The 26,610-nt window shown below is 64.6% G+C and carries 27 protein-coding genes; 14 read left to right on the plus strand and 13 right to left on the minus strand.

Annotated elements, in window-relative coordinates; genetic code table 11:
• Nucleotides 1-179: 179 nt before the first annotated feature.
• Nucleotides 180-683: a protein-export chaperone SecB gene (gene secB / locus LB569_RS21805; protein WP_224536780.1), complete on the minus strand. Its 504-nt coding sequence runs from the start codon at nucleotides 681-683 to the stop codon at nucleotides 180-182.
• A 363-nt stretch (nucleotides 684-1,046) separates the two neighbouring features.
• Entirely contained in the window at nucleotides 1,047-1,544 is a 498-nt protein-coding gene (locus LB569_RS21810) for an FxsA family protein (RefSeq protein ID WP_224694041.1), read from the minus strand.
• 199 nt (nucleotides 1,545-1,743) lie between these two features.
• On the opposite strand from LB569_RS21810, the gene LB569_RS21815 reads away from it, so the two are divergent.
• From LB569_RS21815 to LB569_RS21830, 4 genes are read left to right on the plus strand one after another with little or no spacing between them, the layout of a single operon-like run.
• Complete coding sequence (locus tag LB569_RS21815) at nucleotides 1,744-2,451, plus strand: Tim44/TimA family putative adaptor protein (protein WP_015314736.1); 708 nt, start codon at nucleotides 1,744-1,746, stop codon at nucleotides 2,449-2,451.
• Nucleotides 2,452-2,474: 23 nt separating this feature from the next.
• Complete coding sequence (locus tag LB569_RS21820; RefSeq protein WP_224694042.1) at nucleotides 2,475-3,575, plus strand: murein transglycosylase A; 1,101 nt, start codon at nucleotides 2,475-2,477, stop codon at nucleotides 3,573-3,575.
• Nucleotides 3,572-4,102, plus strand: coding sequence for a Smr/MutS family protein (locus LB569_RS21825; protein ID WP_224694043.1), 531 nt, complete (start codon nucleotides 3,572-3,574; stop codon nucleotides 4,100-4,102). Before LB569_RS21820 ends, LB569_RS21825 begins: the two co-directional genes overlap by 4 nt.
• Nucleotides 4,103-4,112: 10 nt before the next feature.
• Nucleotides 4,113-4,481 (plus strand): helix-turn-helix domain-containing protein, encoded by a 369-nt coding sequence (locus LB569_RS21830; RefSeq protein ID WP_140703589.1) that lies wholly within the window; start codon nucleotides 4,113-4,115, stop codon nucleotides 4,479-4,481.
• A 76-nt stretch (nucleotides 4,482-4,557) separates the two neighbouring features.
• On the opposite strand, the gene LB569_RS21835 is transcribed toward LB569_RS21830, so the two are convergent.
• From LB569_RS21835 to LB569_RS21850, 4 genes are all read right to left on the minus strand, one after another.
• Nucleotides 4,558-4,797: a hypothetical protein gene (locus LB569_RS21835; protein WP_140703591.1), complete on the minus strand. Its 240-nt coding sequence runs from the start codon at nucleotides 4,795-4,797 to the stop codon at nucleotides 4,558-4,560.
• 378 nt (nucleotides 4,798-5,175) lie between these two features.
• Nucleotides 5,176-5,790, minus strand: a complete 615-nt coding sequence (locus LB569_RS21840) for a transglutaminase-like cysteine peptidase (RefSeq protein WP_140703593.1) — start codon at nucleotides 5,788-5,790, stop codon at nucleotides 5,176-5,178.
• 159 nt (nucleotides 5,791-5,949) lie between these two features.
• Nucleotides 5,950-7,227 carry a polyhydroxyalkanoate depolymerase gene (locus tag LB569_RS21845; protein ID WP_224694044.1) on the minus strand — a complete coding sequence of 426 codons (1,278 nt, stop codon included), beginning with the start codon at nucleotides 7,225-7,227 and terminating at the stop codon, nucleotides 5,950-5,952.
• A gap of 234 nt (nucleotides 7,228-7,461) precedes the next feature.
• Nucleotides 7,462-7,830 (minus strand): septal ring lytic transglycosylase RlpA family protein, encoded by a 369-nt coding sequence (locus tag LB569_RS21850; RefSeq protein WP_224694045.1) that lies wholly within the window; start codon nucleotides 7,828-7,830, stop codon nucleotides 7,462-7,464.
• Nucleotides 7,831-8,139: 309 nt separating this feature from the next.
• Between LB569_RS21850 and LB569_RS21855 the strand changes: the two genes are divergently transcribed.
• Nucleotides 8,140-8,331: a hypothetical protein gene (locus tag LB569_RS21855; RefSeq protein WP_224694046.1), complete on the plus strand. Its 192-nt coding sequence runs from the start codon at nucleotides 8,140-8,142 to the stop codon at nucleotides 8,329-8,331.
• Between the two features lie 15 nt (nucleotides 8,332-8,346).
• On the opposite strand, the gene LB569_RS21860 is transcribed toward LB569_RS21855, so the two are convergent.
• The 4 genes from LB569_RS21860 to tauA form a co-directional block, all read right to left on the minus strand.
• A complete protein-coding gene (locus tag LB569_RS21860; protein ID WP_224694083.1) occupies nucleotides 8,347-8,535 on the minus strand; it encodes a hypothetical protein in 189 nt (62 codons plus the stop codon).
• Between the two features lie 19 nt (nucleotides 8,536-8,554).
• Nucleotides 8,555-9,415 carry an ABC transporter permease subunit gene (locus tag LB569_RS21865; RefSeq protein ID WP_224694047.1) on the minus strand — a complete coding sequence of 287 codons (861 nt, stop codon included), beginning with the start codon at nucleotides 9,413-9,415 and terminating at the stop codon, nucleotides 8,555-8,557.
• The gene (locus tag LB569_RS21870; protein ID WP_224694048.1) at nucleotides 9,412-10,185 is read right to left on the minus strand and encodes a taurine ABC transporter ATP-binding protein; all 774 of its coding nucleotides are present in this window, start codon (nucleotides 10,183-10,185) and stop codon (nucleotides 9,412-9,414) included. Before LB569_RS21870 ends, LB569_RS21865 begins: the two co-directional genes overlap by 4 nt.
• A 111-nt stretch (nucleotides 10,186-10,296) precedes the next feature.
• Nucleotides 10,297-11,310 (minus strand): taurine ABC transporter substrate-binding protein, encoded by a 1,014-nt coding sequence (gene tauA, locus LB569_RS21875; RefSeq protein ID WP_224694049.1) that lies wholly within the window; start codon nucleotides 11,308-11,310, stop codon nucleotides 10,297-10,299.
• A gap of 321 nt (nucleotides 11,311-11,631) precedes the next feature.
• Between tauA and LB569_RS21880 the strand changes: the two genes are divergently transcribed.
• Nucleotides 11,632-11,970: a hypothetical protein gene (locus tag LB569_RS21880; protein WP_224694050.1), complete on the plus strand. Its 339-nt coding sequence runs from the start codon at nucleotides 11,632-11,634 to the stop codon at nucleotides 11,968-11,970.
• 36 nt (nucleotides 11,971-12,006) lie between these two features.
• Here the strand turns inward: LB569_RS21880 and LB569_RS21885 are convergent, their stop codons facing one another.
• Both LB569_RS21885 and LB569_RS21890 read right to left on the minus strand, forming a co-directional pair.
• Complete coding sequence (locus tag LB569_RS21885; protein WP_224694051.1) at nucleotides 12,007-13,155, minus strand: helix-turn-helix transcriptional regulator; 1,149 nt, start codon at nucleotides 13,153-13,155, stop codon at nucleotides 12,007-12,009.
• Nucleotides 13,156-13,295: 140 nt separating this feature from the next.
• Nucleotides 13,296-14,456 carry a helix-turn-helix transcriptional regulator gene (locus LB569_RS21890; RefSeq protein ID WP_224694052.1) on the minus strand — a complete coding sequence of 387 codons (1,161 nt, stop codon included), beginning with the start codon at nucleotides 14,454-14,456 and terminating at the stop codon, nucleotides 13,296-13,298.
• 504 nt (nucleotides 14,457-14,960) lie between these two features.
• On the opposite strand from LB569_RS21890, the gene LB569_RS21895 reads away from it, so the two are divergent.
• A complete protein-coding gene (locus tag LB569_RS21895) occupies nucleotides 14,961-16,238 on the plus strand; it encodes a YadA-like family protein (RefSeq protein WP_224694053.1) in 1,278 nt (425 codons plus the stop codon).
• 166 nt (nucleotides 16,239-16,404) lie between these two features.
• Nucleotides 16,405-16,956, plus strand: a complete 552-nt coding sequence (locus LB569_RS21900; RefSeq protein ID WP_224694054.1) for a hypothetical protein — start codon at nucleotides 16,405-16,407, stop codon at nucleotides 16,954-16,956.
• Nucleotides 16,957-17,030: 74 nt separating this feature from the next.
• Here the strand turns inward: LB569_RS21900 and LB569_RS21905 are convergent, their stop codons facing one another.
• The gene (locus LB569_RS21905) at nucleotides 17,031-17,663 is read right to left on the minus strand and encodes a LysE family translocator (RefSeq protein WP_181173611.1); all 633 of its coding nucleotides are present in this window, start codon (nucleotides 17,661-17,663) and stop codon (nucleotides 17,031-17,033) included.
• Nucleotides 17,664-18,177: 514 nt separating this feature from the next.
• Between LB569_RS21905 and LB569_RS21910 the strand changes: the two genes are divergently transcribed.
• The 6 genes from LB569_RS21910 to LB569_RS21935 all read left to right on the plus strand — a co-directional run bounded on the left by LB569_RS21910 (nucleotide 18,178) and on the right by LB569_RS21935 (nucleotide 26,359).
• The gene (locus LB569_RS21910) at nucleotides 18,178-19,368 is read left to right on the plus strand and encodes a helix-turn-helix transcriptional regulator (protein WP_224694055.1); all 1,191 of its coding nucleotides are present in this window, start codon (nucleotides 18,178-18,180) and stop codon (nucleotides 19,366-19,368) included.
• Nucleotides 19,369-19,903: 535 nt separating this feature from the next.
• On the plus strand, nucleotides 19,904-20,377 hold the full coding sequence (locus LB569_RS21915) for an RrF2 family transcriptional regulator (protein ID WP_140703612.1): 474 nt from the start codon (nucleotides 19,904-19,906) through the stop codon (nucleotides 20,375-20,377).
• Nucleotides 20,378-20,408: 31 nt separating this feature from the next.
• Complete coding sequence (locus LB569_RS21920) at nucleotides 20,409-21,761, plus strand: FAD/NAD(P)-binding protein (protein ID WP_224694056.1); 1,353 nt, start codon at nucleotides 20,409-20,411, stop codon at nucleotides 21,759-21,761.
• Nucleotides 21,762-22,509: 748 nt separating this feature from the next.
• Complete coding sequence (locus LB569_RS21925) at nucleotides 22,510-23,964, plus strand: pyridoxal-phosphate dependent enzyme (protein WP_224694057.1); 1,455 nt, start codon at nucleotides 22,510-22,512, stop codon at nucleotides 23,962-23,964.
• On the plus strand, nucleotides 23,961-25,142 hold the full coding sequence (locus LB569_RS21930) for a trans-sulfuration enzyme family protein (protein WP_224694058.1): 1,182 nt from the start codon (nucleotides 23,961-23,963) through the stop codon (nucleotides 25,140-25,142). Before LB569_RS21925 ends, LB569_RS21930 begins: the two co-directional genes overlap by 4 nt.
• 248 nt (nucleotides 25,143-25,390) lie before the next feature.
• Nucleotides 25,391-26,359 (plus strand): GlxA family transcriptional regulator, encoded by a 969-nt coding sequence (locus LB569_RS21935; RefSeq protein WP_224694059.1) that lies wholly within the window; start codon nucleotides 25,391-25,393, stop codon nucleotides 26,357-26,359.
• Nucleotides 26,360-26,610 lie beyond the last annotated feature (251 nt).

The raw sequence follows: 26,610 nt of genomic DNA on the forward strand, positions 1-26,610 counted from the left end.
AATTCTGGACCCGTGGCGACGCATCGGAGTCCCGGCATGGATCCTATGGTCTGCGCCGCGTCGCTTCGCTCCTTGCTCCGCCATAGGATGACGAAGGCATGGGGTGGCCTGTGCGGGGCGCGCCAACAAAAAACCCGGCGCGAGGCCGGGTTCTTCGACGAAATCCGTTCAGGCCGAGCTCAGCTCACCTGGACCTTCGAGGCGGCCTGGTCCTCGGCGATCTTCTGCTGGAACATCTGCGCGAAGTCGATCGGGTCGAGCATCAGCGGCGGGAAGCCGCCATTGCGCGTCGCCTCGGCGATGATCTGGCGGGCGAAGGGGAACAGAAGGCGCGGGCATTCGATGAACAGGATCGGCAGCATGTGCTCCTGCGGGAAGCCCGAAATGGCGAAGACGCCGCCATAGACCAGCTCGACGTTGAACAGCACTTCCTGGTCGAAGGAGGCCTTGGCGTTCAGCGTCAGATTGACGTCGAACTGCTTGTCGGAGAGCGGATTGGCGTTGACGTTGACGTTGATGGCAATGCCGGGGGCCTTGTCGCGGCCGCGCAGCGAGTTCGGCGCGCCGGGGCTTTCGAAGGACAGGTCCTTCACATATTGGGCGAGCACGTTGAGCGAGGGCTGCGTCGCGTTGCCGTTTCCGTTGCCGTTGGCGCCGACCGGCGCGTCATCATTGCTGGCCATGAGCCGTTTCCTTTTCCCCTGGGCAGCTTTGCTGACCGAATTGAAATCGGGCGTTGGCTAGCATGGCCGACATGACAAGACAAGGTTTGCCGCCTTGTGGTGGCGAGGGCATTTGCTTGAGGCTGCTTGTGCGTTCGAGAAGTCAATTGTCGAGGGCAGTGCTGCCCCTCACCTGCCTGCCGGCATCCTCTCCCCGTATAGGGACGGGGAGAGGGGTGCTGTCATCAATGGTTTCGCCAATCGCCAACGCTGCACGGCGCCAGCGGCGCATTCAGCCCTTTCTCCCCGTCACTATACGGGGAGAAATGTCCGGCAGGACAATGAGGGGCAGCGCCGACGTCGGGAACGGGGCGGCACGCCCCCTCAGTCGTCCTTCAGGCGCCGCCACGGCGAATTGTGGTCGGGGCCGCGCTTGAGATCGTCCTCGCGCGAATAGTCGCCGTCCTCGAGGTCAATGACCTTGTCGCGCTGGCGGCGGAAGCCGCCGGTGGAGAAATTGGTGGCGACCACAATGCGGCCCTTGAGCCTCTCCCAGGCGAAGTCGCGCACCGGCGGCAGGAACAGGAGCAGGCCGATGATGTCGGTGATGAAGCCGGGGATGATCAGAAGGATCGCCGCCACCACGATCATGGCGCCATGGGCGAGCTGGCGGCTGGGATCATGGCCGGCATCCATTTCGGCGCGGATGCGGGTCATGACGCCAAAACCCTGATGGCGCAGCAAAAGCACGCCGGCGATGCTCGAGGCCAGCACCAGGCCGACCGTCGCCAGCGCGCCGACCTGGCGGCCGACGACGACGAAACCGGCGATTTCCAGCAGCGGAAGTGCGAGGATGAGGAGGGGAAGGAAGGAAATGCGCAAGTCTTGCCTTCTCGATCGGATGTTTTTGCCGGTTGGCGACCAATCGCCGCTGGCACGGAGGCTGTTAGATAGGTATGCCTGCCTTTGATTTGAATGATTGCGCCTTGCGTTCTATATGCTTTGAATGGTGAACGCTATGCGACCGCAGCCTGTCGGCTGGATGGTCCGGCCTAGAGGCAGGGATTGATTGGCGGAAAATATGGGCTTCTTCGACTTCGGCACGATTTTCTTCCTGATCGCGGCGGTGGTGATCTTCTTCCAGCTGCGCAATGTGCTGGGCCGTCGGACCGGTAGCGAACGGCCGCCCTTCGACCCCTATACGGCCGCGCGCACCGACAAGGACGCCACGCAGAAGCCCGAGAACGTTGTGTCGCTGCCGCGCAAGCGGGCGCCCGGCGAGCCGGCGCCGGCCGACGCCTATACGGCGATCGACGCCTTCGCCAAGCCCGACACAGATCTCAACAAGGGCCTGCGCGCGATCAAGGACAACGACCCGTCCTTCGACCCCAAGGGCTTCGTCGACGGCGCCAAGATGGCCTATGAGATGATCGTCATGGCCTATGCCGACGGCGACCGCAAAACGCTGAAGAATCTGTTGTCGCGCGAGGTCTATGACGGCTTCGTCGCCGCGATCGGCGAGCGCGAGGCCAAGTCGGAAAAGATCCAGTCCTCCTTCGTCGGCATCGACAAGGCCGATATCGTCTCGGCCGAGATGAAGGGCGGCGAGGCGCATGTGACGCTGCGCATCATCAGCGAGCTGATTTCGGCGACGCGCGACCAGGCCGGCACGGTCATCGACGGCGATCCCGAGACGGTTGCCGAGGTCAAGGATGTCTGGACCTTCGCCCGCGACACGCGCTCGCGCGACCCGAACTGGAAGCTCGTCGCCACCGAAGAAGAAGACTGAGTCCGGAATAGGCGGGGGCTCCGGTGTCGCTGTCGCCTTCCTTCGCGGCAAAGTCTTTCGGCGACCTGCCTGGCTGGGGCGACGACGACCATCTGCCGGCCTTCGCCGCCTTTGCCCGTTCCGCCTTCCACGTGTTGGCAAAACCCTATCGCAGCGGTGCGCTGGGCGTCGATTTCGGCGCCTTCGCCGGGGCCTATGCGCAAGCGCGCGAAGCGCCCGCTACCAGTTCGTCCGAGGCCCGCGCCTTCTTCGAGCGCTTTTTTGTCCCGATGCTGGTGCGGCCGGAGACCGGCGTCGGGCTCGTCACCGGTTTCTACGAGCCTGTAGTCGAGGCCTCGCCGGTGCGGACGCAGCATTTTGCCGTGCCGTTGCTGTCGCGGCCGGCCGATCTCATTGACGTGGATGACGCCAACCGGCCCGCCGGGATGGATCCTTATCTGGCATTCGCGCAGCGGACGCCGGATGGACTTGCCGAATATTTCGACCGCGGCGCCATCGAGCGCGGGGCGCTCGCTGGCCAGGGGCTGGAGATCGCCTGGCTGGCCGACAAGGTCGATGCCTTCTTCATCCATGTGCAGGGCGCGGCGCGGCTCGCCATGACCGACGGCCGGCTCTGCCGCGTCACCTACGCCGCCAAGTCGGGCCAGCGCTTTACCGGCCCCGGCAAAATTCTGAGCGAACTGGGCGAAATCCCGCTGGCGCAGGTGACGATGCAGTCGATCCGCGCCTGGTTCAAGGCGCATCCCGACCGGATCGACGAGATCCTGTGGCAGAACCCCTCCTACATCTTCTTTCGCGAGGCCGCCGTGGAAGACGCCGCGCTGGGGCCGATCGCGGCCGCCAAGGTGCCGCTGACGCCGGGCCGCTCGATGGCGGTCGACCGGCTGCTGCACACATTCGGCACGCCCTTTCACATCGACGCGCCGACCCTCACCGCCTTCGACGAAACACCGTTCCGGCGACTGATGATCGCGCAGGACACCGGCTCGGCCATCACCGGACCGGCGCGCGGCGACCTGTTCGCCGGCTCGGGCGACGCCGCCGGCGAGATCGCCGGCGTGGTGCGCAACGCCGCCGATTTCTACGCGCTGGTGCCGCGCGCGTTGGCCGAGGGCGCGAAATGAGCAAGCGCCCGGACAGGCTCAGCGAGGACGACCGGGTGCTGTGGAACCTGGTGGCGCGCACCGCCAAACCGCTGAAGGGCCGCGCCGCCGTCGACATTCCAGACATGGCTGCCGATGCCAGGCCGACGCCGGCACAGCCAGCCCAGCCCGCCGCCAACGCGCCCGGCGCGGCAAAGCCCAGGGTGCAGCATGTTACGCAGCGGCTGGACGAGCCGACGCTGGACAAGCTGCAAAAAGGCCGGCTGCCGATCGAGGGCCGCGTCGACCTGCATGGCATGACGCAGGACGAGGCCTATTCGCTGCTGTTCTCGTTCCTGCACCGGGCGCATGCCGGCGGCGTCCGCTATGTGCTGGTCATCACCGGCAAGGGGTCGTCCTCGGGCGGCGACGGTGTGCTGCGGCGCGCCGTGCCGGCCTGGCTGTCGACGCCGGCGTTCCGGCCGCTGGTCTCCAGCCACGACCATGCCGCCCGCAACCATGGCGGTTCGGGCGCGCTCTATATCAGGCTGCGGCGGATCAGGGCATGAGGCCGGGCGCATGACGCCGTTCGGCGAGAGATTGCGGGCGCTGCGGGCCGAGCGCGGCGTCAGCCAGAAGGACATGGCGGCGGCGATCGGCGTCAGCGCCGCCTATCTCTCGGCGCTCGAGCATGGCCGGCGCGGCGCGCCGACCTGGACGCTGATCCAGAAGATCATCGGCTATTTCAACATCATCTGGGACGATGCCGAGGAGCTGGCGCGGCTGGCCGAAACCTCGCATCCGCGCGTGAAACTCGACACGTCGGGTCTGTCGCCCGCCGCCACCGAGCTTGCCAATCTCCTGGCCGAGACCATCGAGAAACTCGACGAGGCGGAGCTGCGCCGCATCACCGCATCGATCCGGGCGGCATTGGGCCGGTTGAAGTAGCCGAGTTTCATGACAACGCGCCCCGAGCGCAAAACGGTGCCCGCCGGCGACCAGCCAGCGGGCAGCCGTGGTGAGATCAGTTCTTGCCGGCCGTGCTGCCGCCATTGCCGCCACGGCCATGGTCGCCATGGTCGTGCCCGCCATTGCCACCGCCCAGACAGTCCGACGCGCCGGCCTCGCCGCAACAGCGGCCGGCCCACAGGTCGTTGAGGTTGGTGTTGGAACAGCTTGGAATGGTCTGGCCGGCCAGAGCCGATCCGGTCAGGGCCGAGACGGCAGCGGCGGCGAGAAGGGTGTTGCGCAGAAAAGCAGTCATTCGAGGTCTCCATGGTTTGGGTTTGTTCGGTTCACGGCTGTGTGTCGCCGCGCGAACGGAAATGGTTCATGGAGGAGCGGAAAATTTTCGGAATGAGTATGCGAGACGCGCGATCGGCGATGTCAGCGCCGCCCCTCATCTGCCTGCCGGCATCTTCTCCCCGTAGAACGGGGAGAAAGGTCGCTGTGGCAACCTCGCCACCCTTCCTGTACCGGTAACAATTGGCGAGATCGGCGATGACGGCTCTTTCTCCCCGTCACTATACGGGGAGAAATGCCCGGCAGGGCAATGAGGGGCGGCGCTGCCCTTTGTTATGGATAAGTGAAGACAGGGTGGTGCGCACGAGAGCTGCCGCGATCCGAAGGGCAGCGCTCTCTGCTACTGCACCGACCCCACCAGAACCTGCTGGCCACCGCGGATCGAGACCCAGCGGCCGGTGTTGTCGATCGCCTGGCGCTTGAGGAAGCGGTAGCCGGTCTGGTCCCAGGCCTTGACCTTGTCGGTCAAATTGTCGAGCACGTAGTCGCCGCCATCGGTGCGCACCGTCAGCACCGCGTGGCCTTCGCCGTCGGGCTTGCGCACCACGGTGATCAGGAGATCGGCGAGCGACACGCCCATGCGCGACAGCTGGCGACGCTTCTCCAGCACATAATCCTCGCAGTCGCCGACGCCCCTGTCGGGATAGGCCCAGACCTCGTCCTTGCCGTAGATGTCCATGTCGCTCATCGGCTTGACCGATGCATTGACCCTGGCGGTGACGTTGGCGAGCTTGCGCATCAAGCCGTCGGTGAGGGCCGCCGGCGCGAGGTTGGCCGGACGGATCGAGCATTCGCCCGGATGCTGCTTGCAGAAATCATAGTGGCCGATCGGCTGCGAGGTAAGGCCTCCGGTCGCCATGGCGCCCGACGCCCAGGCCGGTGCCATCCAGCCCCCCGTTAACGCAAGCCCGGCTGCCACGCATACGCGCAGCCTTTGCATGGTTGAGGAATTCATTGTCCCCGCTCGCCCTGTTGTTAACGAAACGTTAAGGGCGATTTACACTCCGTGTCAATTACGACGACGGCCTGATTTGCAGCATGGTTACCCGCAGGGGAGAACAGCGTCTATTGTGCAACAGAATCGGGCCACCGGCCCGGTTCCGTTTCACAATTGCTACCGCTTTGCGGTGCGGACCAGCTTCGGCTTCACCGCGACGCGGTTCTGGCGGCCATAGCTGGTGATGAAGTCGACGATGCGCGGCACGATCTCGGAGCGGAAGCGCGAGCCGTTGAAGACGCCGTAATGGCCGACCGCCGGCTGCATGTAATGCGCCTTCCGGTCGGCGGGGATGTTGACGCAGAGATCCTGCGCCGCCTTGGTCTGGCCAAGGCCCGAAATATCGTCGTTCTCGCCCTCGACCGTGAACAGGGCGACGTTGCGGATGGCTGACGTGTCGATCCTGGTGCCGCGATGCGTCATCTCGCCCTTGGGCAGCGCATGGCGCACGAAGACGGTGTCGACCGTCTGCAGGTAGAACTCGGCCGTCAGATCCATCACCGCCAGATATTCGTCATAGAAGTCGCGGTGCTTCTCGGCATTGTCGCCGTCATGCTTCACGAGGTTCATGAAGAAGTCCTTGTGGGCGATGATGTGGCGGTCGAGGTTCATGCTCATGAAGCCGGAAAGCTGCAGGAAGCCGGGATAGACCTCGCGGCCGAAGCCCGGCACCGGCCAGGGCGCGCGCATGACGACATTGTCGCGGAACCAGTCGATGCCCTTTTCCTTGGCGAGAAGATTGACCGCGGTCGGGTTGCGGCGGGTGTCGATCGGCCCGCCCATCAAGGTCATCGTCGACGGGACGAAGGGATCGCCCTTCGTCTCCATCAGCGCCACCGCCGCCAGCACCGGCACGGAAGGCTGGCACACCGCCATCACATGGGTGTCGGGACCCAGCGTGTGCAGCATGTCGATGATGTAGTCGATATAGTCGTCGAGATCGAATTGGCCTTCGGCCAGCGGCACCATGCGCGCGTCGACCCAGTCGGTGATGTGGACATCGGCATAGGGCAGCATCGCCTCGACCGTGCCGCGCAGCAGCGTCGCGTAATGGCCCGACATCGGCGCCACGATCAAAAGCTTCGGGTCGGCCTTGCGGCCAGCGGGAACGTCGCGCTCGAAGCGGACGAGATTGCAGAACGGCTTCGCCCAGACGGTCTTTTCGCTGACCGCGACGCTCTTCCAGTCGACCACGGTCTTGGCGAGGCCGAATTGCGGCTTGCCGTAGCGGCGCGTGGTGCGCTCGAAGAGTTCGGCGCCCGCCGCGATCGAACGGCCCCAGGGCGTGTGCGAAACCGGGTTGAGCGGGTTGGAATAGAAGAGCCGGACCGCGTCGGCATAGAGCCGCGCCGGCTGCAGGGCGGCGTGGTTCATTTCGTAGAGCTGGTAGAACATCAAGAACCCCGCTGCTGCCTCGACCGAAGGGACGACGAGCAGCGCCGAGCCCTAGATGTCTCGCGGGAAAGTTAACAACTAATTGCTGCGATGCAATACGTCACGTGGCGTGACCAATGCTTCTTTCGTCCGAAGCCTTGGTGCAGCCGCCTTCAAGGGCGCAGCCGGCTCAATGTGCACCGCCGAAATGTGAAGGATATGTGTCCGGCCCCTCATGCCGGACACCCCGAACCGTCAGACGCGCGCCATGCAGATCGCGGTCTGACCGGAGCTGATAAAGCCGAGCTGGCTGGCGGCACCCCTGGAGAGGTCGAGCACGCGGCCCTTGATGAACGGGCCGCGATCGTTGATGCGCACGATGACGCTGCGGCCGTTGTTCTTGTTGGTCACCCGCAGCTTGGTGCCGAAAGGCAGCGTGCGGTGGGCGGCGGTCATCGCCGAGGGGTTCATGCGCTCGCCGGACGCGGTCTTGGAGTGCAGCGCGTACCAGGAGGCGCGGCCACACTGGCCGGCGGCGGCAGTTGCCGAAGTGGCGGAAGCACCGACCATCAGGCCAGCAGCGATCGTTACCGCGGCAAGCGCGGTCTGTTTCGTGGTCTTCATATTTGGGGGATGGCTCCGTTTTTTGACAGACCCAGCCGTTAGGTCGAGAATAAGGCAGGAAATGCGGCAGTGATCTGGCGGTTCCGTGGCGAGATCACACGTTTGGAGTCACAGGGTAACAGTCTGTCAGGGATTTTCTGGCGCGAATTGACCAGTTTTCGATCATGTTTTGATCGGCACGAAGGACTTTGATGACAGATCCGGCGTTGATCTTCAAATAGAATCCTGGACGATCTGGCCATTTCCTTCGGCTCTTTCATCGTGGCCACGGTGCCGCAATCGATCGACTTTCAAAAGTAGGGTGCGACAATGAGACTGACCAAAAATGTGCTGGCCAAGAACCTGCTGGCGTTGATCGTGCTGGCTGTCGGTGCGCTGTGGTCGCTGCAAGGCATCGGCGTGGTCGGTGGCAGCTTCATGACCGGCCAGTCGCAATGGCTCTATATCGGCCTCGCCGCCATGCTGGCCGGCCTGATCGGACTGTGGTGGGCGAACCGTTGAGGCGGTGAGCCGCGTTCACTGCGACCAGTATTGCCAGGCCCAGTAAAAACTCTCGTCGCGCGGGGGCAGGCGGTCGTGGCCGGCCCGGAACCGGACCGGCGCCGGCGAGCGCGGGGCGTCCTCCTTTGTCGCCTTGTCATCGGAGGCAAGGCCGAGCAGCCAGGAGCCGACATGGGCGAACAACACGGCGGTGGAATGGGGCATCGTCATTCTCTTTTTCCGATCATTCCCGTCCCGCCCACGGGACGAGCACGCGCTCGATCCGGCGGATGGTGAATTCGAGCACGAAGGCGATGGCGGCGATCACCAATATGCCCATCACAACCACGTCGGTGACGAGGAATTGGGCCGCCGACTGGATCATGAAGCCAAGTCCGCGCGTCGCCGCCACCAGTTCGGCCGCGACCAGTGTCGACCAGCCGGCGCCGAGCGCGATGCGCAGTCCGGTCAGGATCGAGGGCAGGGCGCTGGGCAGGATGACATGGCGGACCACTTGCGCGCGCGTCGCGCCAAGCGAGCGCGCGGCGTTGATGCGCTCCTGCGAGACACCCCGAACACCCGATGCGGTCGACAGCGCCACCGGCGCCAGCATGGCGACGGCGATCACCAGGATTTTCGACGGCTCGCCGATGCCGAACCAGATGATGACCAGCGGCAGATAGGCCAGCGGCGGGATCGGTCGCAGGAATTCGAGTAGCGGATCGAAGATGCCGCGCCCCGCCGTGCTGATGCCGATGGCGAGGCCCACCGGCACGCCGACGAGGATGGCGGCGAGGAGTGCCGTGAACACGCGGCCCAGGCTGGCGACGGCGTGCTGCAACAGCGTCGCGTCGACGAAGCCATCGCGAACCACAACGAAGAATTTGTTCCACACGGCGGCTGGCGAGGGCAGGAAGACCGGCGAAACGAGTTGCAGGCGGGCCGACAACGCCCATACCGCCAGCACCACCAGAATGGTGATCGCGCTGATCATGCGCGCCGAGACGCCTTTGCGCTTCGGGGCGGGCGGCGACCATGGCACCGACAGGCCATCGACCTCGTCGATCTTCCGGCTCGATCGCTCCGTATAAGATGTCACGGTCATGCCGCCTCTCCCTCGAAGATCGCGTCGGTCAGTTCGCCGCGCGCCGCCGCGAAGGCCGGATCGGCCTTGATGGCGCGAATCGGCTCGCCGGAGGCATAGCGCCGGGAGAAGCCCGGCTCGAAGGTTCGCACCACGCGTCCGGGGCCGGGCGCCAGCACGACGACGCGGGTGGCGAGCACCAGCGCCTCCTCGATGCCGTGCGTGACCATCAGCACGCCGGCATGGCTTGCCGTCCACAGATCGAGCAGCGTCGTCTGCATGCGCTCGCGCGTCAGTGCGTCGAGCGCGCCGAGCGGCTCGTCGAGCAGCAGGAATTGCGGTTCGGCGGCGAGCGCCCGGGCAAGGCCGACACGCTGGCGCATGCCGCCGGACAGCTCCCAGATGCGCTTGTCGCCGGCGTCGCCGAGCTTCACGAGGTCCAGCAATCGGTCGGCGCGCCGCGCCCGTTCGGATGGCCTCACCCCGCGCAGCCTGAGCGCGAAGGCGACATTTTCGCGCGCCGTGAGCCACGGAAACAGCGCATCGTTCTGGAACACCACGGCCCGGTCCGAGCCGGGCCCGGTGATCGGCCGGCCGCCGATCGAGGCCGTGCCGCGCGCGGGTGCGACCAGGCCGGCGGCGACATTGAGCAGCGAGGTCTTGCCGCAGCCGGAGCGGCCGACAAGCACGACGAAATCCTCCCTGGCGACAGTGATCGACACACGCTCGACGGCGGGTGCCGGCTGGCCGTCATAATGGATCGAAATCTTGTCAAGCACGAGATGCGGCATGGGGTCCTCGTATCTGGAGGAAGATTTGCCCGCCCCCGGAACCGCGCCTCGTCAGCGGCTCCGGGACAGGCGACACACGGCGTCAGGAAGGTGGGTCGCGCGTGTATGCCGTCAGTTCGAAGCCAGCGCCTCGGTGACGTATTTCGAAGTCACGTATTTCGAGTAGTCCGGCAGCACGGCGTCGACCTTGCCTTGCTCCTTGAGGAAGGCGGATGCGGCCGCGACCGCCTTGACCGTGCCGCCGCCGAGGAATTTGTCCGAGGCCTGCTCTTCAAGCGTCGGGAACACGTAGCCCTTCAGGAGCTCCGGCACCTCTTCCAGCTTGGCGCCGGTGAGCTTGGCGATCGCCGCGGCCTGCGGCGACGACACTGACCAGGCGTCGGGCTTGGCGAGATATTCGGTATAGGCAGATCCCGTCACCTTGACGAAGTCGCGCACGGCTTCCGGGTTCTTTTCGGCGAAGTCGGTGCGCACGATCCAGGCGTCGAAGGTCGGCGCGCCCCAGGCGGCGACCTGCGAGGAATCCAGCACCACCTTGCCCGATGTCTTGATCTGGCCGAGCGCCGGATCCCAGACATAGGCGGCATCGATATCGCCGCGCGCGAAGGCGGCGGCGATTTCCGGCGGCCTGAGGTTGAGGATTTCGACGGACTTCGGGTCGACATTCTCATGCTTGAGCGCGGCAAGCAGGCTGTAATGCGTCGTCGACACGAACGGCACGGCGACCTTCTTGCCGGCGAGGTCGGCGACCTTTTCGATGCCGGCGCCGTTGCGGGCGACCAGCGCTTCCGACGGCCCAATCAGGCCAACGACGAAGATGGCCTGGATCGGCAGTTCGCGGCTGGCGGCGGCCGCCAGCGGGCTCGAGCCGACATAGCCGATATCGACCGAGCCGGAAGCGACGGCGGCGATGACGTCGGCGCCTGAATCGAACTTGCGCCAGTCGATGCTGGCCTTGGTGGCCTTTTCATAGGCGCCGTCGGCCTGCGGCACTTTCGAGGGCTCGACCACCGTCTGGTAGCCGATGGTGATCTTGAGGTCATCGGCCATGGCCGGGCCGAGGAAGGCGGCGCCGGCAAGGGCCGCCGAAGACAGCAGAATGATGCGGCGTGAAATGCTGGACATGAAAGGCTCCGTGAAAAGAGAAAACCCGGATTGCCTGTACATAGTCAGCTAATTCTATGGTTCTTGTAGAGTTAAATCCTTCCAACAGCGCGGCGTTTGTTGGAAAAAAGCCACTGGCGGCTTGCCGCCGAGGCGGATGTGGCGGCTATGGCGCACCCTTCACATCGCGGCGCGGCGTCGGGTGGCGGTGAAATCCTCGGGCTGGGACCGTCACTGTCCACCGAACGGTGGATGACCCGAAATTCTTTTCGTGGTGGTCTGCGTCCACCTCTGTCCCAGATCCGATGGGAATCCATACATCACTAGTTTTTGGAGAATACGATGACAATTGAGGACGATTGCGAATGTAATACAGTTTGTCCGCAATACGATCATTGCATTTGTATTTATCACCACGACGAAGGATATTGTGACTGCACTTGCGGGCCCCTGCAGATCTTATCTGAGCGAGTCGCAAAGCGGGCGTCGCACAGCATTATTAATATCTGTGTAAAGGGTGCCGAATTGTCGGCCGTGGCGGAGTTCCTGAGTAGATACAGCGAGGAAGAATTGTTCATCCCAGCTGCGCGCGCGAAGACGAAAATTTCGCTTGAGATCAAAAAGACAACACTTGCCAGCGTGATCGAGCAAATTGGTTTGCGGATCGGACTGCCTGGTTGAAATGAATTCTCGCGGCAGGGCCGCCTGAGTTCTTTTCTACGCCAGACCAGCCAAAGGTGCCGCAAGCGACGCCGCGAGCTGAACCAACTCCGCCTGTCGTCGCACGCCGGTCTTCTCGAACAGCCGCAGGAGATGCGTCCTGACCGTGCTGCGGCCGATGTTGAGGACTTCGGACGTCTCCTCCACCGTGCGGCCGGCCGCGATCTGCTCGAAGACACGTGCCTCGGCAGGCGTCAAACCGAACAGCGCCGCCACCAGCGCGGTCGGCGCGACGAAGGGCGTATCGGCACGCGCCACGAACACCGCCGCGACCACGCTGGCATCGAACGAGCCGCGCCCAGGGCGCAGCGGCAACACATGCAGGGCCCCGGCCGAGTCGTCCTGCCAGCGTACCGGAACACCCAATCCCTTGCGGGCAAGCGCGCCCTCGTCCCGTGCCGCCTGGGCCACCGCGACGGCCAACGCGCTGGATACAGCCGAGACATTGGCGACGAGAACGCCGTGGCGGACGCTCAGCAGGCCGCCCGTGGCGAGAAGCTCGAGCGCCGCCGGGTTGGCATGCACGACCTGCAGATCGGCGGTGGTGAGAAAGATCGGCGCCGTCAGCGTGTCGAGCACGGTCTGGAAGGTTGCCCTGGCGATCGCCGCCATGTCCAGCAGCCGGTTGATCGTCGCGGCGCGCTGGAGATGCGGGATCAGCAGCTGGGCGGCCTCGATCTGCAGATCGTTGATGGGAGCGGCACCGACATGGCGGCTGAAGGCCAGCGAGCCGAGACCACCCCCATCCCGCGCGAGCGGCAGTGCCAGGGAATCGATCATGCCTTGCGGTTTGCCGCACTCCACAAAATAGCGGTTCGTCGTGGTGTCGAGGTCGGGATTGAGCTGGCTCAACACCGCCGGCCGATCCATCGGCAGCGAGCCTACCACCGCCATGCCACCCCACAGCTCGAGGACTTCAGCGCCGTAGCTGTTCATCTGATCGACATAGGGCTGCGGAATGTTGCTGGTCACGTTGACCAGCACCTCGCCCGACGGCAACGCTTGCAGGCGGATGGCGGCGGTCGCGAAGCCAAGCGCGATGCGCATCTCCTCGATTGCGACGGACCAGCGTGAGGGATCGATCGCGGCGTCGTAGATCAGCCCGATCAGTTCGGACAGCCGCTCCATGGAGAGAGGAGACCGCATCACCACCTGCTTCTGCTGCAAAGCAACAATTCTTGCTGCATGGCAAAATGAACGCATGATCCGAAGCGGGCAAGCCCAAACTGGAGCACTCCCGCGCGGCGCGAAAGCGGAAGCGCCCGTGACGGGTCCGCCGGTGGCTTCTATCCAGTGCTGGCGGCCAAGGGTGCCGCAAGCGACGCCGCGAGCTGAACCAACTCGGCCTGTCGCCGCGCGCCGGTCTTCTCGAACAGCCGCAGGAGATGCGTCCTGACCGTGCTGCGGCCGATGCTGAGGACTTCGGACGTCTCCTCCACCGTGCGGCCGACCGCGATCTGCTCGAAGACACGTGCCTCGGCGGGCGTCAAACCGAACAGCGCCGCCACCAGCGCGGTCGGCGCGACGAAAGGCGTATCGGCGCGCGCCACGAACACCGCCGCGACCACGCTGGCATCGAACGAGCCGCGCCCAGGGCGCAGCGGCAACACATGCAGGGCCCCGGCCGAGTCGTCCTGCCAGCGTACCGGAACACCCAATCCCTTGCGGGCGAGCGCGCCCTCGTCCCGTGCCGCCTGGGCGACGGCGACGGCCAACGCGCTGGATACGGCTGAAACATTGGCGACGAGAACGCCGTTGCGGACGCTCAGCAGGCCGCCCGTGGCGACAAGCTCGAGCGCCGCCGGGTTGGCATGCACGACATGGAGGTCGGCGCTGGTGAGAAAGATCGGCGCCGTCAGCGTATCGAGCACCGCCTCGAAGGTCGACCGGGCGATCGCCGCCATGTCCAGCAGCCGGTTGACGGTCGCCGCGCGCTGAAGATGGGGGATCAAGAATCGGGCGGCCTCGATCTCACGCTCGCCGATCGGCCCCGCGCTTTCGTGGCGGCCAAACGCCAGCGAGCCCAGACCGCGCTCGTCGAATGCGAGCCCGAGCGCCATGACGTCGACGAGACCCTGCGGTTTGGCCCACTCCAGGGAGTAGCGGTTTGTCGTGACGTCGAAGCGCACCGCGTCCGGATTGACGCGGCTCAATACCGCCGGCTGATCCATCGGCAGAGCGCGCAACGCCGCCAGCCCACCCCATTGGTCGAGAACCTCCCCGCCATAGCCGGCCATCCGGTCGAGATAGTGCTGAGGAATGTTGCTGGTCACATTGATCAGCACCTCGCCCGACGGCAAGGCCTGCAGGGTGAAGGTGGCGTTGTCGAATTCGAGCGCCTTGCGGATTTCGTCGATCGCGACAGGCCAAAGCGAGGGATCGATCGCGGCGTCGTAGATCATCCCGATCAGCTCGGACAGCCGACCCAACGAGAGAGAAGAAGGCATCTCACCCTATCCTTGCTGTACCGCAGCAAAATTAAAACATGATCCGGATCGGGCAAGCCCTTTGATCATCTCCCGACGGAGATGGTCATCCGGCCTCGGGCGCTACCATCGAACTCCGGCCGTCGCTATCCACCGAATGGTGGAAGACGCGGCATTCTCTTTGTGTTCGGTTGCCCCCGTCGGGTGCTGCGGTCCTGCGCGGAGTTCGAGGGCGTCGGTGTTTGCAAGGCGAGTGCTGTTCGGGGACGGCAGCACAGCCGCCAAGTGCGCAACTGCTTGATTGTCAGCCCAGCCATGGCCGGAGCACCTCCCGCCCGGCTCGGCCAGCGTGCGGGACCGACAGCCGCCGGCAGGGGACTCGGTCGATTAATTGGCAATGAAGCGAGGGCTTTGAGCGTGATCGCAGAAAAGATTGGACGCGTGAGCGTATCGGAAGACGTCGCTGCCGAGACAAAAAGCGAAACAGCCACGACAAGGCGCCTAAGTCGAAAAGGCAATGGACTAGTGTCGGCCGCGACGGCGGTTTTCGGGCGCGTGGCATCCTCCCAAGTGCCCGCCCTCGGGACAGCAGTGGTGGTGGCGATCGCGGCCACCGGCTTTGTCGCCTTCACGCCGGGCGCAGCACGCGCCGGAGTCATCTGCTCGGATTTCAATGGCGTGGACGGTGGAGCGGCCTATGCGGGAGGCTCGACCCGCTCCACCGCATGCGGATACTTCGCCAACAGCAATGGCGATTTCTCGACGGCCATCGGCCAGGGTGCGGGTGCCATTGCCGACAACAGCGTGGCGCTCGGCAACCTCGCTAACGCGGGCGGTTACTATGACCCCAATGGCAGCCCCACTATCAACTATGAGAATTCCAACACGACAGCCATCGGCGCCGGGGCTCAGGCCGGGGCCCGAGGGGCGGGCGGGTCAAATGCCACCGCTATTGGCGCTTCGGCCAAAGCGAACGCTTTGAACTCCACCGCGCTGGGCGCGGGTGCGACCGCCCTCCAAGACCACTCCATCGCGATCGGAGCGGGCGTTACGGCGACGCGCAAAAATCAGGTCATGCTTGGCGCGGCCAGCAACACCTACACGCTGGCCGGGATCACTTCGCAGGCAAGCACGGACGCGCAGTCCGGCCCGACCTATCTGGTGACGACGGACGCCGGCGGCAATCTGGCGGCGTCGACATTCGATGTGGCCACGCTTACAAATCTGCCTGCACAGGTCGCCCAGAACGGCATCGCCATCGCCGACCTGAACAGCACGGTAAGCAGCCACACGACGCAGATCAACGCCAACACCACCGAGCTCGCCGACCACGAAACGCGCATCACCAACAATACCTCACAGATCAGCTCCAACACCCAAGAACTCGCCAATCATGAGACGCGTATCACCAACAACACCAACGAGCTTGCGGTGCACACCAACGAGATCGCGGATCTCGATACCAGGGTGACGACCAACACCGCCAACATTACCCAGCTCGACGGCCGGGTCGGCGATCTCGAAGCGGGCTTCCGCGACCTTGGCGATCAGATCAGCGAAAACCGCACCGAGGCCCGTGCCGGCACCGCGCTGGCTCTGGCCACGGCCGGGCTGCGCTATGACGACAGGCCGGGAAAATTGTCGCTGGCCGGCGGCTTCGGCAACTTCAAGGGCCAGTCGGGCCTGGCGCTCGGTCTAGGTTACAATCCCAGTCTGGATTTCCGGCTCAACGCCGCCTTGTCGGCGACCACCAATCGCGGCGATGTCGGCGTCAGCCTCGGGGCTTCGTGGACGCTGAACTGATCACGAGTGCGAGGGGGCCGCTGGCGGCCGCGTTCCCACAGACGCGGTCGCCAGTATCGCCCGCCGCCGGCTCGATTGCGACCGCGGAGGTCAAATGAAGCGCCTACACTGTTCGGCGACAGGGCGGACCCGGGCCACCCTGGCAGCCTTGCTGGCGGCCGGCTTGATGGCGGCATCCCCGGGCGTTGCGTGGGCGCAGACGAAAAAGACCGAGAAGGGCGACAAGGTCCGTGTGGCCCATGCCGCCGGGATCGATCGCAACGGCGTGCTGATCCTGATCCGCGGCACGCTTCTGGCGCTCGACCAGGCCAACAAGACCGGCAACTACACGGTACTGCGCGATCTCGGCTCGCCGAACTTCCAGGCCAACAGCGCGGCAGGGCTCGGCGACATCTTTTCCAACCAGCGCAAGCAGGCGCTGGATTTCGGCGCGGTGGCGGTGCTGGAGCCGCAACTGACCCTGCTGCCGCAGATCGAACCGAACGGCATGCTGCACATGGCGGGCTTCTTTCCGTCCGTGCCGATGCAGGTCAATTTCGAGCTTTTGTTCGAACCGGCGAACCGTCAGTGGAAAATCTACGGCGTGTCGGTGAACCTCACCTCCGGGTCGCCGCAGGCGCCTGACACGCCAGTCGCCGAGCAACAGAAACCCGACGATGCCGGGCCGCCGGACGCCCCCTCTATGGCGGTGTCGCCGAAGACGAAAACAAAGCCGTAGCCGCGCGTTCGCGCTGTTCATCGTTTCAAGGAAACACCGACAGCTCGATCCTGCCCGTTTCGACCTGCAAAACCTCAAACGCGCAGGGCGCGTGCGAACAGCGACAGCGCAAAGATCAGCAGGCCCGAGCTGAACACGAGATTGACATAGCGCAGCCCACGCCCGTTCAGACGCTTGCGCAGATGGTTGGTGGCCAGTGTCAGCGTTGTCCACCAGGCCGCCGAGCCGAGCAGCACTCCGGCCGAAACAAGCGCCAGGGTTTTCCAGGATGGTACGCCGGCCCCCAGGATTCCCGGCGTAAGCGTGAGAAAGCCGACCAGCGTCATCGGATTGCCCAGGGTCCAGACCAGCCCCGTCAGATAGGCCCGGCCCGACGGCATGCGCCGCTGCAACGCCGTGTCGAGCGACGGCGTCAGCCGTGCCGCCGTCAGCGACATATAGAGCAGAAACATGCCGGCGCAGAGCTGCAGCAACATGTGCCAGCCCACCAGAACCTGCGCCACCGCCCCGAGCCCGGCGGCGGCAATGGAGGCATAGACCGAGTGCGTGGTCGCCGCCCCGTAGCCGGTCGCCAGACCCGGCCCGATGCCGCCCGTGATCGTGCGCTGCACGCACAAAAGGCCGGTGGGGCCGATGGGGGCCGCGACCGCAAAACCCAGCAAGGCGCCTCGCATCGCACTGAGGAAAAGTTCCGATGTACCCGACATGTTGACAGATCTTCCTTGGGCCGCACGTCGTCGGGGTTTCGGCCAGCAAGACCTCGGCCGTATACCAACCGTGGCTGGCAAGGGCCGCCCCGCTTTCGTGAGTTGCTTCGAACATTGTTTCGGAAGGTCGACCGTCGGCGGGGCTGACAAGCGGTCGTCTTGACGTTCTCTCCAAATATTAGAAGGTTCTAACTCAAGTGCGTTCGTGTATAGACGTCGTCCTATCCCCTGAGCCGACGCGCCAACTGGCGGTGGAGAAAATCTAGAACTCTCCTGATGCGCGTCGCACGGCTCCGAATTCAGTCTATCCTTGGGCCGGCGCAGCCAATCACAAAAGACGCGGCGCGGCGTCCACCATTTGGATTAGGCTTGACTCCCAGCTTTCATTTTTTTCTAATCGCTTTCAGTTGGCTTTCGGTGCGCCCCCCACCTCCCTGTCGACTCCAGACATGTGAAATCGCGAAAGCGACCGAGGATTGATCCCGTTGAAGCGATATCAGGGCAGCACGACGCCATGCTTGACCGTGGCCGCCAACCCGCGTTGGCCGGCATGACCGGCCGGTCCTATCCGGCGGAGCGCATTTCGGAACTCATCGGCACCATCTATGATTGCGTGCTCGACCCCAGCCGCTGGCCAGCGGTCGTCGACAGCATTCGACGGGAACTGGAGTTCTGCTACGCGGTTCTCGGTGTGTATCCGCTCCCGGGAGGGGAAGTGACGCTCGGTGTCGCGACGGGCATCGATTCATTGAAGCTCGGCGAGCTTCCTTCCTATGGCCAGGACCTGGTCGATCTCTGGGGTGGCGACACCAAGGTGAAACAATATCCGCTCGAGGAGCCCATCGCGCAGTCCCAGGCGGTGCCGGATGCCGCGCTGGTCGCCAGCCGCTATTTTCGCGAATGGGCTCAGCCGCAAGGGGTGGTCGACGCGGTCGCGATCGGGCTGGAGCGCAATTCGCGCATGGTTTCCACGCTTTCGTTCGGCCGGCATGAAACGGTCGGCATTGTCGGCAACGGGGAACTCGATGCCTTGCGTCTTCTGGCCCCGCACTTCCGGCGCGCCATCGCCATCAGCCAGTTGCTCGATTTGCAGTCGATCGCCGCGGCCAACGTGGCCTCCGTGCTGGACGGTCTCTCCGTAGGCGTCGTGCTGGTCGACGAACTGATGGCCTTGATCCGTGCCAATCCGGCAGCCGAGGAGATGCTGACCCGCAAGGACCCGATCAAGGTCAGCAACGGCCGCGTCGTCGTCTCGGATGGCTCGCGCGAAATGTCATTGGCGATCGAGGATGCGGTCGCCCAGGCGGCCGGCGACGAGGTCGCACTGGGGCGTCGTGGCGGCAGCGGTTTTCCGACGCGTGGTCTCTCCGGCGAGCCCCGCATCATTCACGTGCTGCCGCTGAAAAGGCGTGAAAGCCGGCCTGGCCTGTTCCGCCGCGCCACCGCCGCCCTCTTCATCGCCCCGGCCGACAGGCCGTTAAGCCTTCCCTTCGATGCCTTCGCCGCCCTCTATGGCCTGACCCCGGCGGAGGTGCGGGTCGCCGAACTGATCGTCGCCGGCCGCACCCAGCGCGAGATCGCACGTGGCCTTGGCCTGGCCGGCGCGACGGTCAAGAGCCATCTCCTGCACGTCTTCGAGAAGACCAATGTCCGCCGCCAGGTCGATCTCGTCAGGCTTGTCGCCGCCTTGGCATCACCCTTGTGAGCTGTCGGGCGGGGAGACAGCCCGTACGCCTCGCCGCTCGAAACATCTCCACCACAATCGGTGGATATCGAGATCCCGAATCCCGCCTATTGAAGGCAACAGGACAGGGAGTTGCCGATCCAGTCGCGCTGCAATTGCTGCCGGAATTTCCGATTTCGAGAGTTTCGCGCAAATCCATGCCTCAAATAGAGATGGAATTGACAAACGATTTCGCGTCTTCGACGGTAAGTATAGTAATCTTATCGACATAGGCAGTTGGATGGCGGATCAGCGTATCGTGGCGATCACCGGAGTCACCGGTTCCCGGGCGCAGGCCTGCCCGCATGGAAGCCTCGTTTCTGTGTCGCCGGGGTCGCAAGGCGAGCCTAAAATCGCCGCAACGGTTTGAAAACCAAGCAAGATCAACCGAAATTGGGTTGTATATCATGTCACTAGAATTTATGTGTCATGGACGCTTCGGTGCGGCGGGGAGGCACGCCAGGCGTTTCGCAGGGATGGCCTGGGGCCGTCGCACGACAAGAGAAACGTTCGGTTCATGCTCACCAAAAAAGGCAAGTACGGCCTCAAGGCGCTCGTCCATCTGGCGCGGATGCCGGCCGGACAGCTCGCTTTCGTTGGCGATATCGCGACCGGCAACAACATCCCGAAAAAATTCCTCGACGCCATATTGGGCGAGTTGCGCAATGCCGGATTCGTCCAGAGCCGCAAGGGCAAGGATGGCGGCTACCGCCTGGCGCGACCGGCCGACGAGATCAAGATCGGCCACGTCGTGCGCGTGCTGGATGGTCCGCTGGCCCCTATCCCCTGCGCCAGCCGTACCCAATATCAGCGCTGTGAAGACTGTAACGAGGCGACATGCCAAGTCCGACATCTGATGCTCGAGGTTCGGCAGGCGATCGCCGAGGTGCTCGACCAGCGCAGCCTCGCCGAGATGCGCGATATCGCCGACGACCTGCCGGTCGTGCCGGGCATGACCGACCTGGCTGTCGTGGCGAAGGTCCAGGCCTGAAGCCGTCGCCTCGCAAGAGGCTCGATCGCGCATGACCGGCCGGACCAACTCGATCAATTCCATCATCATCGTCGGCGGCGGCGCCAGCGGCGTCGTGCTGGCCGCGCATCTGTTGAAATCGCCGAATCCGGACCTGCGTGTCACGCTGATCGAAAAGCGCCCGCATTTCGGCCAGGGTATCGCCTATTCGACGCTGCTGTCGGCGCATGTTCTCAATGTCAGCGCGGCCGGCATGAGCGCCTATGCGGACGATCCCGGAAATTTCTGGCGCTGGCTGCAGGGGCGTGGGCTGATAGGCCCGGAGCAGACGCCGCAGACGCCCTTCTATGCGCCGCGCAGCATCTATGCCCGCTACCTCGGGGAGTTGCTCGACGAACTCGAAGCCCGCGAACAGCCAACCGGGCGCCTGCGGCTGATCCATGAGGAGAGCCGCTCGATCACACCGACCTCGTCCGGCGTCGATGTGGCGCTTGCCAATGGCACCAGCGTCGTCGCTCATCTGGCCATATTGGCGACCGGCCATGACGAACAGCCGGCGCAAGGCCATGCGATCAGAATGGGCTCGGAAGCCGACACGGAGATTACCCCGGACAGCCGGGTGATGGTGCTGGGCACCGGCCTCAGCATGGTCGACGCATTTCTGGCGCTGGAGCAGCGCGGCCATCGCGGCGATATCGTCGCGGTGTCGCGGCGCGGCCTGCTGCCCTCGCCGCACCGCAAGGGCAACCCGATCAAGCTAGACGTCGCCGACATCCCGCTCGGCACCCAGCTTTCCTATTTCGTCGGCTGGTTCCGCGACCTGATCCGCGAAAACCAGAAGGCGGGGGTCGACTGGCGCGACGTCGTCGACGGCCTGCGGCCGTTCAACCAGAAGATCTGGCAGAACTGGCCCGCCTCGGCCAAGCGCCGCTTCGTCGAACACACCAAGGCCTGGTGGGACATCCATCGCCACCGCATGGCGCCCGAGGTCTACGCCAGGGTGACGGACGCCGTGCGGTCCGGCCGCATCCGGCCGGTCGCGGGGCGCGTCGTCGCCGTCACGCCGGGCGACGGTTTCGCGGTGGAGGTCCAGTCGCGCCACACCCAGCGCCTCGAAACATTCGAAGTCGCCCGCATCTATGATTGCTCCGGCATCGTGCGCGACATCTCGACCTCGTCGAACAGCGTGGTGCGCTCCCTGGTCGACCGCGGGCTGGCGCGGCCGGATCCGCTGCGTATCGGCCTCGACGTCTCGGCCAATTGCGAGATCATCGCCGCCGACGGCTCGGTTTCGCGGAAAATCCTCGCCGTCGGGCCGCTGACGCGCGGCACCTTCTTCGAGATCGACGCCATTCCCGATATCCGCGTCCAGTGCGCCAGGCTGAGCAAGCAGTTGCTGGGGTAGGCAATTCGGGCGGCGATCACCTATTTGGCGGAACCGTATCCGCCTCGACTCGTGAGCCTTCCGCGATCACACCATGTTCAGTTGAGCGCGGTCTGGTATTCATTCCGCGCTGCCCTATGTCGGGCTGAACAACTTCCGTTCTTAACTATAAGACGGCGGGACTAAAGTCTTGCACGCCAATAGGCCTTGGTCCGAGGGGCCTTCGAACGTTCCGTGCTTGTCCATTTGACGTTCCGTTACTTTAGTCAATCGAGATATATGTAGCTTGATACAGTTTCGCGTGATGGCGATGCAAATCGGCTTGCAAAAAGGAACCGATCCGTCTGCCGTCCCCTTCAAAGCCCGGTTTCAAGGCGCGGCCTTTTCCACAGAGGTCGGACCGATTTCCTTGACGGGGTTGCGACGGCGGATCGGCCATGAGGCGACCCGACCCGGGAGAAAAGAATGGCCGGTGCGGGGATGCTTGGGTTGGAAGCGGGTCGCACCGGCCATTGCGGGTTTTGGCTTCGATTAGGGATCGTCCCCCGCACGACCAAGCTATACTTACATTAGCTATAGCTCAACTAAGACTGAAGTCCCTTCCTACCCCGAGGCGCCCGGATGGCGATTGCCGGGGTCGTCGAGGTCGGCGCTCTGAAGCGCCGCTGGAATTTCATTCCTCGTCTGGCCCCCGGATTGGCACGATCTATCTTCTTTCCAACTGCGATCGGCTGGAAAAGACGCTAGGTTGATCCAAGGAGGCTCCGACATGAGCGAGCACAGAAAAGCCACGGCCGACAATGCCGCCTTAGCTAGCGCCGCGTCGGACGGCGCAATGTCGCGGCTGCGCCCGCCCTATGCCTCGGTGCTCGACCTGATCGGGCAGACGCCTATTGTCGAATTGACCAAATTCGACACCGGAAAATGCCGGCTGTTCATCAAGCTCGAAAGCCAGAATCCCGGCGGCTCGATCAAGGACCGCATCGCGCTGTCCATGATCGCGGCGGCCGAGAGGGATGGCAGGCTGAAGCCCGGCGGCACCATCGTCGAGGCGACCGCCGGTAATACCGGGCTTGGCCTCGCCCAGGTCGGCATTCCCAAGGGCTACCGCATCATCCTGGTCGTGCCCGACAAGATGTCGCGCGAAAAAATCCAGCATCTGCGCGCGCTCGGCGCCGAGGTGCGCATGACGCGCTCGGATGTCGGCAAGGGCCATGCCGAATACTATCAGGACATGGCGGAAAAAATCGCCGCCGAACTGCCCGGCGCCTTCTACGCCAACCAGTTCGCCAATCCGGCCAACCCTCTGGCGCACGAGACGACGACCGGCCCGGAAATCTTCTCGCAGCTCGACGGCAATGTCGACGCGGTGGTGGTCGGCGTCGGCTCCGGCGGCACGCTGACCGGGCTTGGCCGTTACTTCGCCGAAGTGTCGCCGAAGACGGAGATGGTGCTGGCCGATCCGGTCGGCTCGGTGCTGGCGCCCTTGATCAAGACCGGCAAGATGGAAGAGGCGGGCAGCTGGACGGTGGAAGGCATCGGCGAGGATTTCGTGCCGCCCAATGCCGATTTGTCGCTGGTCAGGAAAGCCTACTCCATCACCGACAAGCAGAGCATGCTGGCGGTGCGCGATCTCTTGTCGCGGGAAGGGATTTTGGCCGGCTCTTCCTCCGGCACGCTGCTCTCGGCGGCGTTGCGCTATTGCCGCGAGCAGACGGTGCCCAAGCGCGTCGTGACCTTCGTCTGCGACAGCGGCAACAAATATCTGTCAAAGGTTTTCGACGATTTCTGGCTGGCCGAGCAGGGGCTGGCCGAACACGAACAGCATGGCGACCTGCGCGACCTCGTCATGCGCTCGCACCGGACCGGCGACACTGTCTGGGTCGGGCCGGACGAGAGCCTGCTCAACGCCTATGGCCGCATGCGCCGCTCCGATGTCTCGCAATTGCCGGTGCTGGACAATGGCAAGCTGGTCGGCATCGTCGACGAGAGCGATATTCTCGCCCATGTCGACGGTCCCTATGACGGGCGCTGGGAGCGTTTCAACGGCCCGGTGCGTACGGCGATGACCTCGAACCTGCACACGCTGCAGGCCAGCCAGACGCTGGATGCGCTGCTGCCGGTGTTCGACCGCAACGAGGTCGCCATCATCTTCGACGGCGACGAGTTCGTCGGCCTGATCACACGCATCGACCTGATCAACCATCTGAGGCGCGCCCGATGACCAAACACACCCCGCCGGCCGGCAAGAACCGCCTGGCCTTTTCGACGCGCACCATTCATGGCGGCCAGAGCCACGACCCGCAGACCGGCGCGGTGATGGTGCCGATCTACGCCACCTCGACCTTTGCCCAGCAATCGCCCGGCGTGCACAACGGTTTTGAATACGCCCGCAGCCAGAACCCGACGCGCTTCGCCTTCGAGCGCGCGGTGGCGGACCTGGAAAGCGGCTCGGCCGCATTTGCTTTCGCTTCCGGCCTGGCGTCGATCGCCACGGTGCTGGAGCTGCTCGATTCGGGCGCCCATATCGTCGCCACCGACGACATCTATGGCGGCTCCTTCCGGCTGATGGAACGGGTGCGCAAGCGCTCGGCCAACCTGCAGGTGAGCTTCGTCGACTTCACCGACCTTGCGGCCGTGGAGGCCGCGATCCGGCCGGAAACAAAAATGCTGTGGGTCGAAACGCCGACCAACCCGCTGCTGCGCATCGTTGACCTCGAAGGCGTCGCGACGCTCGCCAGGCGCCGGGGCATCCTGTCGGTCGCCGACAACACGTTCTGCAGCCCCTATATTCAGCGGCCGCTGGAACTCGGGATCGACATCGTGGTGCACTCGACGACCAAATATCTCAACGGCCATTCCGACATGGTCGGCGGCGTCGCCGTGGTCGGGGACAACAAGGATCTCGCCGACCGGCTGAAGTTCCTGCAGAACGCCATCGGCGCCATTTCTGGCCCGTTCGACAGTTTCCTGGCGCTGCGCGGCTTGAAGACCCTGGCACTCAGGATGGAGCGCCATTCCAACAATGGCCTCAAGATCGCGCAATGGCTGGAAGCGCGAAAAGATGTGCGCCGCGTCATCTATCCCGGCCTCGCCAGCCATCCGCAGCACGCCATCGCGGTCCAGCAGATGAATGCCTTCGGCGGCATGATCACGGTTGTGCTGGACCGCGATCTCGCCGGGACAAAGCGTTTCCTCGAACGCACGCAATTGTTCACGCTGGCCGAAAGCCTCGGCGGCGTGGAGAGCCTGATCGAACACCCCGCGCTGATGACGCATGGCTCGATCCCGGCGGAGAAGCGCGAGGAGATCGGGATAACGGATTCGCTGGTAAGATTGTCGGCGGGCATCGAGGACGGTGATGATCTGATCGCGGATCTGGAGCAGGCGCTGCGGGGGTGAAGCCGCTTCGCTGAGATCGACAATCGCCAAAGCTGGCGCCGCCCCTCATCGCCCTGCCGGGCACTTCTCCCTGTATAGTGACGGGGACAAGGGGCGTCTGCGACCTCAGCCCTCTCTTTGCAATGTCGGCGATTGGCGAAGCACGTGATGACAGCAGGCAGGGGAGGGGCAGCGCTGACGGCTCACAATTAGCAGTTAGCCCCCAGTCCAATTGACCCCGACCGCCATTCGCCCGAGATGTAGCGCCCATGGCCATGCGCGACCCGCCCAAACCCACCGAGCCCCTCACCTTCGCGGTGCTGGTCTTCCCCGGCTTTCCGATGATGGCGTTCAGTTCCGTCATCGAGCCGCTGCGCGCGGCTAACATTCTGGCCAAGAAAGCGTGCTACCGCTGGATCATCGTCGGCGCGACTGAGGGACCCGTCGAGGCTTCGAACGGGGTCGTCATCCAGCCGGGTTTTTACGCGGAGGCCGCGCCCAAGGTCGACCGCATCGTCGTCTGCTCGGGCGGTGACGCCGATCATCTCGTCGCCGAGGACGCGGCGAGCTGGATCCGCCGCAGTCTACGCAATGGCGCTCATATCGGCGCGGTGGCGGACGCGGCGTTCTTCCTGGCGCGTGCGGGCCTGCTCGACGGCCATGCCTGCACCTTGCACTGGACCAGCCAGGCTGCCTTCACCGAGGCCTTTCCCAACATCGAGTTGCGGCGCGACCTCTACGTCATCGACCGCAAGCGCTTCACTTCGGCGGGCGGCGTCGGTAGCCTCGACATGATGCTGGAGATCATCACCCGGGATTACGGCGCCGAGCTTGCCGCAGGCGTCGCCGAATGGTTCGTGCACAGCCAGCTGCGCTCCAGCGTCGACCGCAAGCTGATGCCGCTGCGCCTGCGCACCGGCGTCCAGAACGAACTGGTGCTGTCGGCCATCGCCATCATGGAGGACGCGGTGGAGGAAAGGCTGGGGATGGCCGAGCTGACCGCCAAGCTCGGCGTCTCGTCCGACAAGCTCGAACGCTCCTTCCGCTCCGAACTCGACATCTCGCCCAACGGCTACTACCGGCGGCTCAGGCTGAAGCGTGCCGCCGATCTGCTGGCGCATTCGACGCTGGCCGTCCGCGACGTGGCGCTGGCCTGCGGCTTTGCCTCGATGTCGAGCTTTGCCCGGGCCTTTCGCGAGGAGCACGGCCATCCGCCGAAGCTGGCGCGGCGGCATTAGGCGCGCGCCGGCGCGGGGAGACGTTGGCGGGACAGCGCCCCCCTCTGTCCTGCCGGACATCTCCCCCTCTTGGGGGAGATTGGCTGTCATCTCCGCTTTCGCCAGTCACAAACGTTGTTAGAAGGGCGCCGCCCGAACAGACTGCCGATCTCCCCACTTAGGGGGAGATGTCCGGCAGGACAGAGGGGGGCGCCTGCCTCTCTTGTTCCTTCAGCGGCATCCCGCACAACCCACGCGGTTTTCCGCACAAT

It is taken from the genome of Mesorhizobium sp. BH1-1-4 (assembly GCF_020165665.1).
In the GTDB taxonomy this organism is placed as follows: Bacteria; Pseudomonadota; Alphaproteobacteria; order Rhizobiales; family Rhizobiaceae; genus Mesorhizobium.

What these genes read in the sequence shown, in the direction of transcription:
- secB (WP_224536780.1), bottom strand. Translation starts at nt 683, where the DNA reads ATGGCCAGCAATGATGACGCGCCGGTCGGCGCCAACGGCAACGGAAAC.
- LB569_RS21815 (WP_015314736.1), top strand. Translation starts at nt 1,744, where the DNA reads ATGGGCTTCTTCGACTTCGGCACGATTTTCTTCCTGATCGCGGCGGTG.
- LB569_RS21825 (WP_224694043.1), top strand. Translation starts at nt 3,572, where the DNA reads ATGAGCAAGCGCCCGGACAGGCTCAGCGAGGACGACCGGGTGCTGTGG.
- LB569_RS21830 (WP_140703589.1), top strand. Translation starts at nt 4,113, where the DNA reads ATGACGCCGTTCGGCGAGAGATTGCGGGCGCTGCGGGCCGAGCGCGGC.
- LB569_RS21835 (WP_140703591.1), bottom strand. Translation starts at nt 4,797, where the DNA reads ATGACTGCTTTTCTGCGCAACACCCTTCTCGCCGCCGCTGCCGTCTCG.
- LB569_RS21840 (WP_140703593.1), bottom strand. Translation starts at nt 5,790, where the DNA reads ATGAATTCCTCAACCATGCAAAGGCTGCGCGTATGCGTGGCAGCCGGG.
- LB569_RS21845 (WP_224694044.1), bottom strand. Translation starts at nt 7,227, where the DNA reads ATGTTCTACCAGCTCTACGAAATGAACCACGCCGCCCTGCAGCCGGCG.
- LB569_RS21850 (WP_224694045.1), bottom strand. Translation starts at nt 7,830, where the DNA reads ATGAAGACCACGAAACAGACCGCGCTTGCCGCGGTAACGATCGCTGCT.
- LB569_RS21855 (WP_224694046.1), top strand. Translation starts at nt 8,140, where the DNA reads ATGAGACTGACCAAAAATGTGCTGGCCAAGAACCTGCTGGCGTTGATC.
- LB569_RS21860 (WP_224694083.1), bottom strand. Translation starts at nt 8,535, where the DNA reads ATGCCCCATTCCACCGCCGTGTTGTTCGCCCATGTCGGCTCCTGGCTG.
- LB569_RS21865 (WP_224694047.1), bottom strand. Translation starts at nt 9,415, where the DNA reads ATGACCGTGACATCTTATACGGAGCGATCGAGCCGGAAGATCGACGAG.
- LB569_RS21870 (WP_224694048.1), bottom strand. Translation starts at nt 10,185, where the DNA reads ATGCCGCATCTCGTGCTTGACAAGATTTCGATCCATTATGACGGCCAG.
- tauA (WP_224694049.1), bottom strand. Translation starts at nt 11,310, where the DNA reads ATGTCCAGCATTTCACGCCGCATCATTCTGCTGTCTTCGGCGGCCCTT.
- LB569_RS21880 (WP_224694050.1), top strand. Translation starts at nt 11,632, where the DNA reads ATGACAATTGAGGACGATTGCGAATGTAATACAGTTTGTCCGCAATAC.
- LB569_RS21885 (WP_224694051.1), bottom strand. Translation starts at nt 13,155, where the DNA reads ATGCGGTCTCCTCTCTCCATGGAGCGGCTGTCCGAACTGATCGGGCTG.
- LB569_RS21890 (WP_224694052.1), bottom strand. Translation starts at nt 14,456, where the DNA reads ATGCCTTCTTCTCTCTCGTTGGGTCGGCTGTCCGAGCTGATCGGGATG.
- LB569_RS21900 (WP_224694054.1), top strand. Translation starts at nt 16,405, where the DNA reads ATGGCGGCATCCCCGGGCGTTGCGTGGGCGCAGACGAAAAAGACCGAG.
- LB569_RS21905 (WP_181173611.1), bottom strand. Translation starts at nt 17,663, where the DNA reads ATGTCGGGTACATCGGAACTTTTCCTCAGTGCGATGCGAGGCGCCTTG.
- LB569_RS21910 (WP_224694055.1), top strand. Translation starts at nt 18,178, where the DNA reads ATGCTTGACCGTGGCCGCCAACCCGCGTTGGCCGGCATGACCGGCCGG.
- LB569_RS21915 (WP_140703612.1), top strand. Translation starts at nt 19,904, where the DNA reads ATGCTCACCAAAAAAGGCAAGTACGGCCTCAAGGCGCTCGTCCATCTG.
- LB569_RS21920 (WP_224694056.1), top strand. Translation starts at nt 20,409, where the DNA reads ATGACCGGCCGGACCAACTCGATCAATTCCATCATCATCGTCGGCGGC.
- LB569_RS21925 (WP_224694057.1), top strand. Translation starts at nt 22,510, where the DNA reads ATGAGCGAGCACAGAAAAGCCACGGCCGACAATGCCGCCTTAGCTAGC.
- LB569_RS21930 (WP_224694058.1), top strand. Translation starts at nt 23,961, where the DNA reads ATGACCAAACACACCCCGCCGGCCGGCAAGAACCGCCTGGCCTTTTCG.
- LB569_RS21935 (WP_224694059.1), top strand. Translation starts at nt 25,391, where the DNA reads ATGGCCATGCGCGACCCGCCCAAACCCACCGAGCCCCTCACCTTCGCG.